This is a genomic window from Jeotgalibaca caeni (genome assembly GCF_028863945.1).
Lineage (GTDB): Bacteria > Bacillota > Bacilli > Lactobacillales > Aerococcaceae > Jeotgalibaca > Jeotgalibaca caeni.
The window spans coordinates 1-16,033 of the sequence record NZ_JARBEA010000029.1 but is presented as its reverse complement, the minus strand read 5'-3'; the positions used below and the strand labels follow the sequence as shown (position 1 = coordinate 16,033).

13 protein-coding genes and 1 pseudogene are annotated in these 16,033 nt (G+C 41.4%); all 14 read left to right on the top strand.

Annotation, left to right across the window (positions count from 1 at the left end; translation table 11 throughout):
* Positions 1-3 precede the first annotated feature (3 nt).
* Positions 4-1,104, top strand: a complete 1,101-nt coding sequence (rpoD, locus tag PVE40_RS07505) for an RNA polymerase sigma factor RpoD (RefSeq protein ID WP_420828520.1) — start codon at positions 4-6, stop codon at positions 1,102-1,104.
* A gap of 152 nt (positions 1,105-1,256) precedes the next feature.
* The gene (locus PVE40_RS07500; protein WP_274731274.1) at positions 1,257-1,958 is read left to right on the top strand and encodes a tRNA (adenine(22)-N(1))-methyltransferase; all 702 of its coding nucleotides are present in this window, start codon (positions 1,257-1,259) and stop codon (positions 1,956-1,958) included.
* Positions 1,955-3,097 (top strand): Nif3-like dinuclear metal center hexameric protein, encoded by a 1,143-nt coding sequence (locus PVE40_RS07495; protein ID WP_274731273.1) that lies wholly within the window; start codon positions 1,955-1,957, stop codon positions 3,095-3,097. The genes PVE40_RS07500 and PVE40_RS07495 overlap by 4 nt, the downstream gene beginning before the upstream one ends.
* 24 nt (positions 3,098-3,121) lie before the next feature.
* Entirely contained in the window at positions 3,122-4,360 is a 1,239-nt protein-coding gene (gene pepT / locus PVE40_RS07490) for a peptidase T (protein WP_274731272.1), read from the top strand.
* The gene (locus tag PVE40_RS07485; RefSeq protein WP_274731271.1) at positions 4,360-4,632 is read left to right on the top strand and encodes a DUF1294 domain-containing protein; all 273 of its coding nucleotides are present in this window, start codon (positions 4,360-4,362) and stop codon (positions 4,630-4,632) included. The genes pepT and PVE40_RS07485 overlap by 1 nt, the downstream gene beginning before the upstream one ends.
* 137 nt (positions 4,633-4,769) lie before the next feature.
* Complete coding sequence (gene truB / locus PVE40_RS07480) at positions 4,770-5,684, top strand: tRNA pseudouridine(55) synthase TruB (RefSeq protein WP_274731270.1); 915 nt, start codon at positions 4,770-4,772, stop codon at positions 5,682-5,684.
* A gap of 26 nt (positions 5,685-5,710) precedes the next feature.
* Positions 5,711-6,685, top strand: coding sequence for a riboflavin biosynthesis protein RibF (gene ribF / locus PVE40_RS07475; RefSeq protein WP_274731269.1), 975 nt, complete (start codon positions 5,711-5,713; stop codon positions 6,683-6,685).
* Positions 6,685-7,815 (top strand): radical SAM family heme chaperone HemW, encoded by a 1,131-nt coding sequence (gene hemW / locus PVE40_RS07470; RefSeq protein WP_274731268.1) that lies wholly within the window; start codon positions 6,685-6,687, stop codon positions 7,813-7,815. The genes ribF and hemW overlap by 1 nt, the downstream gene beginning before the upstream one ends.
* A gap of 91 nt (positions 7,816-7,906) precedes the next feature.
* Positions 7,907-8,950 carry a heat-inducible transcriptional repressor HrcA gene (gene hrcA / locus PVE40_RS07465; RefSeq protein ID WP_274731267.1) on the top strand — a complete coding sequence of 348 codons (1,044 nt, stop codon included), beginning with the start codon at positions 7,907-7,909 and terminating at the stop codon, positions 8,948-8,950.
* A 16-nt stretch (positions 8,951-8,966) separates the two neighbouring features.
* Positions 8,967-9,482 carry a nucleotide exchange factor GrpE gene (gene grpE / locus PVE40_RS07460; RefSeq protein ID WP_274731266.1) on the top strand — a complete coding sequence of 172 codons (516 nt, stop codon included), beginning with the start codon at positions 8,967-8,969 and terminating at the stop codon, positions 9,480-9,482.
* A gap of 50 nt (positions 9,483-9,532) precedes the next feature.
* Positions 9,533-11,362: a molecular chaperone DnaK gene (dnaK, locus tag PVE40_RS07455; RefSeq protein WP_274731265.1), complete on the top strand. Its 1,830-nt coding sequence runs from the start codon at positions 9,533-9,535 to the stop codon at positions 11,360-11,362.
* A 105-nt stretch (positions 11,363-11,467) separates the two neighbouring features.
* Positions 11,468-12,634, top strand: coding sequence for a molecular chaperone DnaJ (dnaJ, locus tag PVE40_RS07450; protein WP_274731264.1), 1,167 nt, complete (start codon positions 11,468-11,470; stop codon positions 12,632-12,634).
* 60 nt (positions 12,635-12,694) lie between these two features.
* Positions 12,695-14,151: pseudogene (locus PVE40_RS12970) on the top strand (amidase).
* A gap of 76 nt (positions 14,152-14,227) precedes the next feature.
* Complete coding sequence (locus tag PVE40_RS07435; RefSeq protein WP_274731261.1) at positions 14,228-15,865, top strand: phosphoenolpyruvate carboxykinase (ATP); 1,638 nt, start codon at positions 14,228-14,230, stop codon at positions 15,863-15,865.
* The last annotated feature ends 168 nt before the right edge of the window (positions 15,866-16,033 follow it).

Below are 16,033 nucleotides of genomic sequence, written 5' to 3'. Positions count from 1 at the left end.
ACCATGGAAGAAGTTACCAATGCAGTTATCAAAGAGCATAAGCTTTTAGGTTCCATTTTCTATGATGAACTTACGGATAAAGTAGCTACACCTTTCCAATTGGATGCAGATCAGATGGATAAATTGATCCAAACAATGGAAGATAATGGTGTGAGCGTCGTAGATGCAGATGGCGGTCCAACAACCCGTCAGTTGCAAACGGAAGAAAAACCAAACGTTACAAAAGAAGAAAAGAAAGAAGAACCGGAAGAGGATCTTTCTGTACCTGCTGGAGTGAAAATTAATGATCCAGTTCGGATGTATTTGAAGGAAATTGGTCGTGTATCTTTATTGACCGGAGACGAGGAGAAAAACCTTGCTATCCGAATTCAAGAAGGCGATTTAGAAGCAAAACAAGAATTAGCGGAAGCGAACTTGCGTTTAGTGGTATCCATTGCGAAAAGATATGTAGGCCGTGGTATGCAGTTCTTAGACTTGATTCAAGAAGGTAACATGGGCTTGATGAAAGCAGTAGAAAAATTCGACCACGAAAAAGGATTTAAGTTCTCAACCTATGCGACATGGTGGATTCGTCAAGCAATTACTCGTGCGATTGCGGACCAAGCAAGAACGATTCGAATTCCAGTACATATGGTAGAAACCATTAATAAATTAGTTCGAATTCAACGTCAATTACTACAAGACCTTGGACGCGAACCAACACCGGAAGAAATTGGGGCAGAAATGGACTTGCCAACTGAAAAGGTTCGTGAAATCATTAAGATTGCACAAGAACCTGTTTCTTTGGAAACGCCAATTGGGGAAGAAGATGACTCTCACCTAGGTGACTTCATCGAGGACCAAGAGGTAACAAGCCCGGCAGAACATACGGCTCAAACACTATTAAAAGAACAACTAGAAGAAGTGCTTGATACCTTAACCGATCGTGAAGAAAACGTTCTGCGTTTACGCTTCGGATTGGATGACGGAAATGTTCGGACGTTAGAACAAGTTGGGAAGGTCTTTGGGGTAACCCGTGAACGGATTCGTCAAATCGAAGCCAAAGCACTTAGAAAGTTACGCCACCCAAGCCGGTCGAAACAACTAAAAGATTTCCTAGAATAAAATCAGGTTCTTCTATATGAAGAGAATAGTAAAACGAGACGGGAGTAACTTCCTGTCTCGTTTTTTTTGCTTTTCTAGATGGATGCTTTAATTTTAGTTCTGAAACTGATAAGATTAGTAGATAAAAGAGAAAGAAGAAAGGAGGAGCAAGATTGAACGAAACACAATTATCAAAACGGTTAGAACTCGCTGCATCCTTTGTTCAACCAGGGGCTAGATTAGCCGATATCGGTTCAGATCATGCCTATTTACCTTGTTATTTGGCTCAAAAGGAAATCGTCCACTTTGCCATAGCAGGAGAAGTGGTCATTGGTCCTTTTACCTCAGCCAAAAAACAAATTCAAAGCTCCAACTTAACTGATAAAGTCGAGGCAAGATTAGGAGACGGCTTGGCTGTCATTGGAACCAGTGACCAAATCGATACCATCACCATTTGTGGCATGGGCGGCGATTTGATTGCACGTATCCTTGATGCAGGAAAAGAAGAGCTAAAGTTAGAAGGAGTAACTCGTCTTATTTTACAGCCAAATAATGCTGAAGCGAAGTTGCGTCGTTGGTTAATTGAAAATGAATATGCGATTATAGAAGAGAAAATTATCGAAGAAAATGATAAAATCTATGAAATAGTAGTTGCTGAACCATCTTCTGTTACAGAAACGTATTCAAAAGAAGACTATTTATTCGGAAAACGATTACGCCAAGAAAAAAATGAAATTTTTAAGAAGAAGTGGCAAAGTGAGTTGGAAAAGATAGCATATATTTTACAAAGTCTAGACCAATCACAGCGCGATGTTTCTTCCAAGAAAAAAGAAGTGGAGCACATGAGAGAGACAATAGAGGAGGAGATTTCGTGAAGAATATTTCCGGTTACGAGTTTGTCCAACAGTTTGAAAAAGTTGTCCCGTTATGGCTGGCAGAAGAAAAAGATCCAGTAGGCCTACATGTAGGAGACTTGGGGCAAACGGTTCGAAAAGTTATGGTGACCCTGGATGTACGACCAGAAGTTGTCCAAGAAGCGATTGAACAAAACGTTGACTTCATTCTAGCGCATCATCCGCCTATTTATCGGCCACTCGCCCGTCTGGATTTATCAGACCCACAAACGAGAATGTTTGCCGATTTGATCAAGCATGATATTCGAGTCTATGCGGCACATACCAACCTAGATAATGCGAATAATGGTATGAACGACTGGTTAGCAGAAGCATTGTCGTTAACTGATGTGGAGATTATGGACGTTTCACGTACCATTCCTTTAAAACGGTTGAATGTCTATGCACCGAAGACACATGCCCAACAAGTGCGAGATGCCATCACGAAGGCAGGCGCTGGAAATATTACCGATAGCTATCAAGATTGCTCGTATTCCATGAGCGGAATTGGCCGCTTCACCCCAGTAGGTTCTGCAAACCCTACAATTGGAGAAGTAGGGGCACCAGAAGAAGTAGAAGAAGAACGGATAGAAGTCATCCTTGAAGAAAATAAAGTTTCCACTGTAATGGAAGCTCTCTATCAAGCGCACCCCTATGAAGAGCCTGTTTTTGAAGTCTATACCATCGATCAAATGCAACCCGAAAAATTCGGATTAGGAAGAGTAGGGAATTTGCCGGAAGAAATGGACTTGGTTGCTTTTGTTCACCACGTCAAGCGATCATTTGCTGTAGAAGGAGTTCGTGTGGTTACTCCGCCAAATGGGTTGAATAACTCGATTAAACGTGTTGCGCTGTGCGGCGGCGATGCGGGTAAATATTATCCAAAAGCACTCCAAAAAGGTGCCGACGTTTATATTACCGGTGACGTTTACTACCATACTGCTCATGATATGCAAGCAGCAGGATTAACCGTGATTGATCCCGGTCATCATATTGAGAAAATTTGTATGCCAAAGTTAAAGGAAATGGTTTTAGAATGGAAAAAAACACTAGAGTGGGATATTGAAGTAATCGCCTCTTCTGTAGATACCAACCCATTTCTGTTTGACCACCAACTATAACTCACTAGAGAGGAAGTTATGTCCATGTATGAAAATTTAGTGCCACGCTTTATTACCTTTGTAAAATATGAAACCCGTTCTGATGAAAGCAGTCGTACGGTTCCATCCACACCGAGTCAAACGGCCTTCGCCAAAGAAGTGTTAATTCCGGAAATGGAGAAGGTTGGTTTGGAAGACGTCTTTTACAATCCTGCAAATGGTTTTGTAACAGGAACACTACCAGCGAATACAACGGAAAAACTTCCGACTATTGGTTTCATTGCTCATATGGATACAGCTGATTTTGAAGCAAAAGATGTGCGTCCCGTTTTCCATGAGCAATACGACGGTGAAGCGATTGTTTTGAATCAAGAAAAAAATATTGTTTTATCTCCAATTGATTTCCCTAATTTAGTAAATTATATCGGCAATACATTGATTACGACCGATGGAAATACCTTGTTGGGAGCAGATGATAAAGCTGGGATTGCTGAAATTTTGACAGCGGTAGAAATCATCAAGAATGATGCAAGCATCCAGCATGGTGATGTGAAAGTTGCTTTTGGTCCGGATGAAGAAATCGGCCGTGGTGCAGACTTATTTGATGTGGCTAGCTTCAATGCGGATTTTGCTTACACAATGGACGGCGGTCCAATCGGGGAATTGCAATATGAAAGTTTTAACGCAGCCCAAGCAGTTGTGACGATTCAAGGGAAGAATGTTCATCCAGGTACTGCAAAAGATACGATGGTGAATGCAATCAAGTTGGCAATTGAATACGACCAATTGCTTCCTGCTGATGAAGTGCCGGAAAAAACAGAAAAAAGAGAAGGTTTCTATCACCTGCTTGGAATAGAAGGAACCGTTGAAGACAGCAAGATGACCTACATCATTCGCGATCACGATCGCGCTCTCTTTGAAGAGAAAAAAACGATGATGCAAAAAGTAGCCGAAAAAATGAATGCGGCTTACCAAGCAGACCGCGTTTCTGTAGAGATGGAAGATCAATATTACAACATGGGTGAATTATTGGAAAAAGACATGCGTCCGATTCACTTGGCAGAAAAAGCAATGCAGACACTAGGGATTAAACCGGTTATTGAACCAATTCGTGGTGGAACAGATGGATCCAAGTTAACTTATATGGGACTGCCTACACCTAATATTTTTGCTGGCGGCGAGAACTTCCACGGCCGTTATGAATTTGTAGCCGTAGAAAGTATGGAAAGAGCGACAGACGTGATCGTGGAAATTATTCGTCAAAGCGGTCAATACGAAGCCTGATGGGAACGATTCTGTTACTATGGTTTTTCCTTTCGAGCCTGTTCCTTTTTGTCTTAATCGGAGTCGATAAAAAACGTGCACGTGAACGAAAATACCGCATTTCCGAAAAGACCTTGCTTCTCGTAGGCATACTAGGCGGTGCGCTCGGAGGAATCATTGGGATGAACCTCTTCCGCCATAAAACGAAGCACCGCTATTTTTATTGGACCTACCTCTTGGCTATAATTGGTTGGGGTTCCATTTTTCTATTTCAGTTTTTTAATCATCAGTGAGGAAGGAGAGGTTGGTGAAAAGCCAGCCTCTTTTTTTATGAGTAGGCGCTGAATCCGTTAAAAATACGACGAAAGTCCCTCAAGAAATGCGTGGTACTATGCTATAATAAATGGGCTGTATGAATGGGGGAAGAAAGATGAATGGAATCTTACCATTATGGAAAGAACGAGGAATGACCAGTCATGACTGTGTCTTCAAGTTAAGAAAAATACTAAAAATGAAGAAAATTGGACATACGGGTACGCTTGATCCTGAGGTGGACGGTGTTTTACCGATTTGTCTCGGTTCAGCTACTAAAGCGGTCGAATTCATGACCGATATGAACAAAGCTTATGAAGGTGAAATCACCGTGGGATTTTCCACGACTACTGAAGATGCACATGGAGAAATAGTGGAAATTAAAAAAGTAGAAGCTCCTTTATCAGAAGTAGTGATTGATGAGATGATGACCTCTTTTGAAGGAGAAATCACTCAAATTCCACCCATGTATTCTGCAGTGAAAGTGAATGGCAGAAAATTATATGAATATGCTAGAAGTGGAGAAACAGTGGAGCGTCCAACTCGAAAGGCAATCATTTATTCCTTTCAACGAATCTCAGAGGTGCACTACAATGAAGAAAACCATACGGTATCTTGGCGTTTCCGCGTTTGGTGCGGGAAAGGAACCTATGTGCGAACACTGGCAGTGGACTTAGGCAGCAAACTTGGCTTTCCTGCACATATGTCCCAGTTGACGCGTATCAAGAGTGGTCCTTTTGAAGCCAAAGAATGTGTGACCTTGGATGAAATAAGACAATTAATGGAAGAGGGACAAGTGGATACCATCTTGCGTCCAATCGAGATGATTTTTACCGACTACCCTAAAGTTGATTTAACCGAAGATTTATGGACAAGTGTGAAGAATGGAGCCGTACTTGAAACAACGGAATTTGCGGAATATGACATGGAAGCAGTCCTTGCTTTCTATTATGAAGCGAATTTGGTAGCATTGTATGAGAAACATCCAAGCAAAGACGGATATTTGAAACCACGAAAAATGTTCTTAACTTAAATTTGCGACATGAAAGAGTGTTGAGTATGGAAATTATTTATTTACATCATCCTTATCAAGAGGAAGAAATCCCAAATGAAGAGATTGTACTTGCTCTTGGCTACTTTGATGGGGTGCATACAGGGCATCAAGCCGTAATTCGGGCTGCCAAAAAAGAAGCAGAGCAACGAAACTGTAAACTCGCCGTCATGACCTTTAACCAGCATCCAAGCATTGTCTATAAAAAGTTGGATGCGGAATCGATGAAGTATCTGTCCATTTTAGATCGTAAAATCGAATTAATGGAAGCATTGGAAGTAGATTACTTCTATGTTATTGATTTTACTTATGACTTTGGTACTTTACGTCCACAAGAATTTGTGGACCAGTATATTGTTGGCTTACACGCCAAAGCGATTGTGGCTGGTTTTGATTATACATACGGCCCGAAAACAATTGCGGATATGGCTCATTTACCTACCTATGCCAAAAAACGTTTTGATATTATTGAAATTTCTCCGCAAGTAGCAGAGAATAAAGAAAAAATCAGCTCTACAAGTATTCGCCAAGCCCTTGATGATGGTGATATGCAGAAAGCAAATCGCATGTTGGGGTACCTTTACCAATTTGAGGGTCGCGTTATGCATGGAGATGCAAGAGGAAGAGAGCTAGGTTATCCAACGGCTAATATCAAAGTAGGAAAGCAAATTCGTTTGCCGAAAACTGGGGTTTATGTAGTGAGCATCGAGGTACAAGGGAAATGGTACCAAGGGATGGCTTCGATTGGGTACAATATTACGTTTGAAGAAAATCGTGACAAAACAGTTGAAGTGAATATTTTTGACTTCGATCGAATGATTTACGGAGAAAAAGTGAAAGTGCGCTGGCACCATTTCTTGCGTGATGAATGGAAATTTTCCTCCGCACAAGAATTAATTACACAGCTAGAAAAAGATGCAGTGGATACGAAGTCCTATTTCATGGCCCATCCGGAAGAAATGATGAACGAGGCGATTGACTGATGACTGCAGCTTACTTACATATCCCATTCTGTGAGCATATTTGCTTTTATTGTGACTTTAATAAAGTCTTTTTAGAAGGACAGCCCGTAGATGAATATGTGGATATGGTAATAAAAGAAATGAGTTTGATGCACGAACTTCATCCTGATGAGACCGTTGAAACATTTTATATCGGTGGAGGGACACCAACTACCTTAAACGAACGGCAACTGGACCGGTTGTTGGCAGGAATAAGAGATATTTTCTCTATGCCAGCCAATGCTGAATTCACTTGCGAAGCCAATCCTGAAAGTGTATCCTTAGAGAAATTTAAAATTATGCAAAACTATGGTGTGAACCGGATTAGTATGGGGGTTCAATCCTTCAATAACGCCATTTTAAAAAGGATTGGTCGCATTCATACGGCAGAACAAGTCTACCAATGTGTTGCGGATGCTCATCAAGCTGGTTTTGATAATATCAGTATTGATCTCATCTTCCGATTGCCAACGCAAACGTATGAGGACTTTGCTACTACATTAGAGAAAGCATTAGAGCTGGATTTGCCGCATTATTCTATTTATTCCTTGATTCTAGAAAACAAGACGATTTTCTACAACTTGATGCGCCAAGGGAAGCTTCCTTTGCCATCTGAGGATGAAGAAGCAGATATGTATCAATTAGCGATTGAGACAATGGAAGCGGCGGGTAGACAGCAATATGAAATATCGAACTATGCTAAGCCAGGTTATCAGTCCCAACATAATTTAGCTTATTGGAAAAATGAAACGTATTTTGGTTTTGGTGCAGGAGCTCATGGTTACTTAAAAGGAGAACGTTATAATAACTTTGGTCCCATCCAACATTATCTCGAACCCTTGCGCGATGGGAAAGTACCCATTATTTATCGCCAACCCTTAACAGCAGCAAACAAAGTGGAAGAAGAGATGATGTTAGGTCTAAGAACCATGAGAGGAGTCAATAAGGCTGCTTTCCAGAAAAAGTTCAACCATCCAATGGAAGGATACTATCAAGATGTCCTTCAAGAATTACTGCAGAAGGAATTAATAAAAGAAGAAGAGGGCTTTATTAGGCTGACAAGAAAGGGTACTTTTTTAGGAAATGAAGTGTTTCGTTCCTTCTTGTTTTAAGTACAAAAGGGTTGACAAACATAGGCCTACATGATAACTTTAATTATGGGTTAGCACTCATTCAGTCTAAGTGCTAAAGTGAGGTGGATACATGTTAACCGAAAGACAATTAATCGTATTGAACCTTATCATCAACCACTATATTGAATATGGCGAACCAATCGGATCAAAAACATTACTCGAAGAGTCCAATCTATCTGTTTCTCCTGCCACCATACGTAACGATATGATGCGCATTGAAGAGTTAGGCCTATTGGAAAAAATGCATTCTTCTTCGGGGCGGAGACCATCTAATCTAGGTTATCGTTATTATGTTGATCAACTGCTTGAAAAAACACATGACCATTCGTCAAAAGATTTACGTAAAGTCATTCAAGAATCGATTCGTGCACCTTATAAGGAAGCGCAAGAGATTATTGAAACTTCTGCTGAGATGCTATCGTTGCTGACAAACTATACAGCAGTGAGCATTGGTCCTGAACGGAAAAACAGTCGCTTTACAGGTTTTCGTTTTGTACCGATTACGCGTGGGCATTATATGGCCATCTTAATGACGGACAAAGGCTATGTTGAAAACAAAATTTTTGCTTTGCCGAAGGAAATGGATGAGGGCAAATTGCAAAAAATGATTAATATTTTTAACGAAGAATTAGTAGGTCTACCGTTGACGGAAGTCATGCAGAAGTTGCAAACGGAGATTCCCCACATCATTAAGAAATATGTGGGAGCTGAAATGGATCTTTTTGCAATCTTTAGAGAAATACTTTCGAAGATGGATAATGAGCGAATCTATGTAGGAGGAGAGATGAATCTCTTAAACTACATTGATTTAGAGCAGATTACTGAGCGAGAGAAAGTCAAATCGATTTACGAATTGATTCATCAATCAGAGTTGCTGCATTCCTTACTGTTTTCGAATGAGGAAGACATTACTGTTCGAATTGGTTCCGAATTAAACAATGATTTGTTAAGCAATTTTAGTCTGATTACCGCTTCTTACCATGTTGGTGGAAATGGAAAAGGATTGATTGCTCTATTGGGGCCAACCAATATGCCGTACGACCAAATTATTAAAATTATGCGCCTTACGAGCAATGAGTTGTCAGACAGTATGCACGACTACTTTAAACAATAGGTAAAGGAGAATCGATGTGACGGAACATAATCATGAAAATGAAGAATTAGAGGAAGTACTTCCGGTTGAGGAAGCGAATCAATCAGAGTTGGAAAACTTGGAAGGTGAATATGAGCAATTAGAAGATCGTTTCTTGCGTGTGCAAGCAGAACTTGCGAATATTCAAAAGAGAAATGCAAAAGAAAGACAAGATGCTGCCAAGTACCGTTCTCAAAACTTGGCCACTTCTTTGCTACCTGCTTTGGATAGTTTAGAAAAGGCTTTGGAAACAGAAGTAGAAGATGAAAAAGCCAAGAACTTGAAAAAAGGGGTAGAAATGGTTTATAACCTGCTTGTTGAAGCATTGGAAAAAGAAGGCGTTGAAATGGTGAATCCACTAAACGAACCGTTTGATCCAAACTATCATATGGCAATTCAAGTGCAACCCGCTGAAGAAGGACAAGCTGCGGACACCGTCGTGTCTGTTATGCAAAAAGGATATCGATTAAATGACCGTATTCTTAGACCTGCCATGGTTGTTGTGGCACAATAATAAAGAGAATAATACATTGAACAATTTCGATTAGGAGAGGGTTTTCGATTATGAGTAAAATTATTGGTATTGACTTAGGAACTACAAACTCAGCAGTTTCCGTATTAGAAGGCGGAGAAGCAAAAATCATCACAAATCCAGAAGGAAATCGTACAACACCATCTGTTGTTTCTTTCAAAAATGGAGAAATTCAAGTAGGGGAAGTTGCAAAGCGTCAAGCAATTACAAATCCTCATACCATCAGCTCGATCAAACGCCATGTAGGCGAAGCTGGTTACAAAGTAGAGATGGAAGGTAAATCCTACACACCTCAAGAAATCTCAGCAATGATTCTACAATACCTAAAAGGGTATGCGGAAGAATACTTAGGTGAAAAAGTAGATAAAGCAGTGATTACAGTTCCTGCTTACTTCAATGACGCACAACGTCAAGCAACAAAAGATGCTGGCCGCATTGCTGGTCTAGAAGTAGAACGAATTGTTAACGAACCAACTGCTGCTGCTTTGGCGTATGGTTTAGATAAAACAGAACGTGAAGAAAAAATCCTTGTCTTTGACTTGGGTGGTGGTACATTTGACGTATCCATTCTTGAATTAGGAGACGGCGTATTTGATGTATTGAGTACAGCTGGAGACAACAAACTAGGTGGAGATGACTTTGATAACAAAATCATCGACTACATGGTAAGTGAATTCAAGAAAGAAAATGGCATTGACTTAGCAAACGATAAAATGGCGAAACAACGTTTGAAAGATGCTGCTGAAAAAGCGAAAAAAGACCTTTCTGGTGTTACTTCTACTCAAATCAGCTTGCCATTCATTACCGCAGGAGCAGCAGGTCCATTGCACTTAGAAATGAACTTGACTCGTGCAAAATTCGATGAATTGACTCATGATTTAGTTGAACGTACAAAAGGACCAGTTCGTCGTGCCTTGCAAGATGCTGGTGTAAGCCAAAGTGAAATCGATCAAGTAATCTTGGTTGGTGGATCCACTCGTATTCCAGCAGTTGTAGAAGCAGTACGCCGTGAAACAGGCAAAGAACCTAACAAATCAGTGAATCCGGACGAAGTAGTAGCAATGGGTGCTGCAATCCAAGGTGGCGTTATCTCAGGTGACGTGAAAGATATCGTATTGCTAGACGTAACTCCACTGTCTCTAGGAATTGAAACAATGGGTGGCGTATTTACGAAATTAATTGACCGTAACACAACGATTCCAACAAGCAAATCACAAGTATTCTCTACCGCTGCAGACAACCAACCAGCTGTAGACGTACACGTATTGCAAGGGGAACGTCCAATGGCTGCGGACAACAAAACATTAGGACGCTTCCAATTAACCGATATTCCACCAGCACCACGTGGAATTCCACAAATCGAAGTTACATTCGATATCGATAAAAACGGTATTGTAAACGTAAGTGCAAAAGATTTGGGAACTGGAAAAGAACAACAAATTACAATTAAATCTTCTTCTGGTTTAACAGATGAAGAGATTGAAAAAATGGTTAAAGATGCAGAAGCAAACGCTGAAGCGGACAAACAACGCAGAGAAGAAGTAGAACTACGCAATGAAGTAGACCAATTAATCTTCCAAACTGACAAAACGTTGAAAGACCTTGAAGGTAAAGTTGAAGCAGACGAAGTGAAAAAAGCAGAAGAAGCACGCGATGAGTTGAAGGCTGCTGTAGAAGCAAACGATTTGGAACAAATGAAGACAAAACGTGATGCTTTGAATGAAGTTGTACAAAACTTGACAGTTAAACTTTACGAACAAGCTGCTCAACAAAACCAAGCAGGTCAAGCAACAGATGCGAATACTGGTTCAACAGGCGATGATGTTGTGGATGCAGATTTTGAAGAAGTGGACAACGACTAATTAAGTCCTCTCATAACAGGAAGCAGAACACGTACAGTACCTTAGGGGCTGTACGTGTTTGACTGATTGCTTGCCGGTACTCTAGCAGGATATGGAGGAAATTAAATGGCAAAACGAGATTATTACGAAATATTAGGTGTATCAAAGGATGCATCTGATGACGAAATAAAGAAAGCGTACCGAAAGCTTTCGAAAAAATACCATCCCGATATCAACAAAGAGCCAGATGCATCCGATCGTTTTAAGGAAGTTGCAGAAGCATATGAAGTGTTAAGCGACTCCCAAAAACGTGCTGCATACGATCAGTATGGCCATGCAAGTACAGATCCTAATTTTGGTGGCGGCTATGGTGGCTTCGGCGGCGGTGCAGGTGGGTTTGACGGCTTTACGGGTGGCTTTGACGATATTTTTGAAACCTTCTTTGGTGGCGGCGGAGGCAGAGGCAGAAGCTACAATGCACCTCGTCAAGGAGCAGACTTACAATATCGCCTTCACTTAAAGTTCGAAGAAGCAATCTTTGGGAAAAAAGAGACTATTCGTTATGCACGTGAGGAAATATGTGGAACGTGTGACGGCTCCGGTGCCAAACCAGGAACCCAGCCAAAAACTTGTTCCAAATGTCATGGATCAGGTGCGATGCAAGTGGAACGCAATACACCATTTGGTCGTGTCATGACTCAAACAGTCTGTGATGTTTGTCAAGGAACAGGTAAAGAAATTGTTGAAAAATGCCAAACTTGTCGTGGAAATGGACATGTTGAAAAAGAACATTCTGTAAATGTAACCATTCCAGCAGGTGTGGAAGATGGTCAACAACTTCGTTTAGCAGGACAAGGGGAAGTAGGTTCAAATGGAGGACCATACGGAGACCTCTATGTTATTTTCTCTGTTGAAGAAAGTGATATTTTTGACCGTGAAGGTGCAGAAATTTACTATGTTCAGCCAATTAGTTTTGCCCAAGCAGCTTTAGGTACCGAAGTAGAAGTACCGACCGTTCACGGAAATGTGAAACTAAAAATTCCCGCTGGAACACAAACAGGAACCAATTTCCGTCTAAAAGGAAAAGGGGCACCTCGTTTACGCGGAAACGGCCAAGGCGATCAACACGTTAAAGTTACGATTGTCACTCCGAAAAACTTGAACGATAAACAAAGAGAAGCGCTACATGCGTTTGCTGAAGCAAGTGGTGACTCCGTGAGCCATGAAGAAGGCGGATTTTTCGACAAAATGCGCGACGCCTTTAATCTTGATGGAAAGCAAAAAAAGAAATAAATAAGATAAAGAGGAAAGAATACAGCCGTATTCTTTCCTCTTTTTAACTGAAAAGGAGGGATGACGATGGATGCTACAGAGCAAGCAAGGATGGTAAGAGAAAAAATAGCTTCACCATTAGAACTGGTAGAAGAAGCAATAAAGGTTATCAAAGAAAAGAATCCTTCCTTGAATGCTGTCGTTCATGAGCGTTTCGAATCAGCTCGTGAGGAAGCAAAAAATAGAAACAATGAAGGGAAACCCTTTGGCGGAGTTCCTCTTTTACTAAAAGAACTAGGACAAAATATGACTGGCTTACCAGATGCCAGTGGATCTCGTTTGCTTCAAAATGTCAGAGCGCAGGAAACGAACCATTTAGTGTCCCGTTTGGTAGATGCAGGATTTATTGTCTTAGGACAGACGAATGTCCCTGAATTTGGCTTCAAAAATATCACGGACTCTCAACTATACGGAGATGCCAAAAACCCCTATGATGTAAGGCGTACTCCTGGCGGTTCAAGTGGGGGTAGTGCGGCAGCAGTCAGCAGTGGAATGGTACAGGCTGCTGGAGCATCGGATGGAGGTGGATCGATTCGAATCCCAGCTTCTTATACGGATTAGTTGGATTAAAACCAAGTAGAGGAAGAATGGTAGTAGGACCTGGAAATATGCGAGGTTGGGGCGGAGCATCGACACCGTTTGTTTTAGCTTCTTCAGTACGAGATACAAATAGTTTGTTACATCTCTTAGAAGGGAAGCAGCCTCAAGCTCCCTATCAGATTGCTCCACTTCTAGAGTCTGATTTATGGAACGAATTAGATTTTACTACCTTACGCATCGGTTATACAGTCCATTCACCAGTTGGAAGTACCGTATCAGAAGATGCCATTCATGCTGTAGAGTCAGTCATCCAACTCTTCCAGGACCAAGGTGCAGTAGTAGAAGAAGCAGCTCCAGAGTATGATGGTGTAGCGTTAATGGAAGCCTATTATGTAATGAATGGTGCCGAAACGGCTGCAATGATGCAAAAAATTGCGCGTGGGATGAATCGCTCTCTCACTCCTTCTGATATGGAACCAATGACATGGGCCATTTATCAATATGGATTAAAACTGTCCGCAGCAGATTATATTGATGCTTTTGCAGTCTGGGATCAGGCCGCTGAAGTGATGACAAACTATCATCAGCAATATGATCTGTTTTTGACTCCAACGACTGCTGAAGTTGCGCCACTCTTGTCGAGGGAATACCAGTCAAGGGAGTTACTCAGAAGGTTACAAGCAATGGATGAAGGTACTTCAATCATTCAAGCAGCTCAACTCGTCTATGAAATGTTTGAAAAGTCACTAGCAGTCACCCCCTTTACTCAATTGGCGAATCTCACAGGGCAACCCGCTATCTCCTTGCCGCTCTACGTGAATGAAGAGAAGCTACCACTAGGCGTCCAATTGATGGCTCAAAAAGGCCAAGAACCGGTGCTGATTCAGATAGCAGAGTTTTTTGAAAATGCGAATCTATTCCGTTCCGCTATAGAATAAATAATAGATGGAAGGGGTTACAATAAGTAGGTAGAACGTTTATAATGAAGGTAACAATTTAAAGGAGTGGTGTGAGATGTCAACTGTCGAACGGTATGAGAGATCTGCTCTGAAGAAAACAAACCCCTTGTTAACGAAACTACGGACAACTGTTGAGACGGCGTTTTATGGTAATAACATGGTAGAGGTTTTGTCACTGACGGAAGCGTATCGATTGGCAGCTGAATATGGGAGCACCATTGTAACGGATTTACCGGTAAAACATACAAAAGAACTAGGGTTGCCCGATGATGCGAAGGTATTAGTTGAAAACGGCGGTAAAACATTCGGACGAACCGCACGCGCTCGAAGAACGGTTGGTGATGATCGGGCGGAAGATGAGAAATTACAAGGAATCGTGCGAGAAGTCATTTATCAAAACCGTGACCGAACGTATTACAAAACTTCAGCTTATGTAGGGCTGGATCCCGAATTCATAATCAAAGCACACATCGCATTTCCAGAAGGGCAAGAAAACAACCTGTACTCTTGGTTGGTAAATTTTCAAGAAACAAATGAAACGTACAATGAGATGTATAAAAATTCTAAGCCTTATGAAGATGGAGATATTTATATCTATACCGACCCGGATTGGCGTCACCCTGATTATCCAGTAGGGCTCGCTTATTTTGAGCCAGATAAAAATGTTGCCTGTATTTTAGGGATGCAATACTTTGGAGAATTTAAGAAGGGCACCTTAACGTTGGCATGGGGGACCGCGCATCGGAATAATTATGTAGCGTGCCATGGTGGTCAAAAAGCTTTCTACTTAGACCAGAATCGTTCTTACGTGGCAGCGTTCTTTGGGCTGTCGGGATCAGGGAAGTCTACTCTCACGCATGCAAAACATGACAACAAGTATGAAATTAAAGTCTTGCATGATGATGCCTTTATTATTCGTTTGGATGATGGTTCTTCCATCGCTTTAGAACCTTCTTATTTCGATAAAACGCAAGACTATCCAGCAGACCACGGAGAACAAGATTATTTTATAACTGTGCAGAATGTCGGCGTGACTGTAGATACAGATAGTAAAAAAGTACTGGTTACGGAGGATATCCGCAATGGAAACGGACGTACGGTGAAGTCTCGCTACTCTACCCCGAACCGGGTTGACCGCTTCACTGAACCGACTAATGCCGTTTATTGGATTATGAAGGATGATTCTTTACCACCCCTCGTGCAAGTAACGAATCCGATCCTAGCTTCTACTTTTGGTGCAACGCTCGCTACCAAGAGAACGAGCGCCGAAAATGTAAAAGCAGCTGACAGCTTGGTTATCGAACCGTATGCCAATCCGTTTCGGGTTTATCCGCTCGTAGAAGACTACAATGACTTTAAGCAACTGCTCAGCAGGGAAGGTGTGGCCTGTTACATTATTAATACAGGCTTCTTCTTGGACAAAAAGATACCGAAAGAAGTGACACTGCAATCCATTGAATCGGTAGTGGAGGAGACGGCAAAATTCAAGCCATTTGCAGAAGTAAACGGCTTGCGTTATCTAGAAACACCTGGTTATGAGCCAGATTTTCTAGATTCCTCTTATTTACGTAAGGTAAAGGATCGAATGAAGATGCGATTGGAGTTTCTAGAAAACTTTAACAAAGAACAGGCAGATCATTCGCTGCCGGACGAGACATTGGACTGCATTCGCCAAGTGATTAAAGACTTGTAGAAGGCCATCAAACAGCAGTGTTTATTTTGAAAGAGAAGAAAAAGAGGCGAGAGAATATCTTCGTCTCTTTTCAATTTATCACTCGATAATGACGTCGATTGTAAAATTAAGCTAGACAAATAAATAAGCCATTCGTGGTACACTCAAAATGTAATTCCGCCAAAGAAT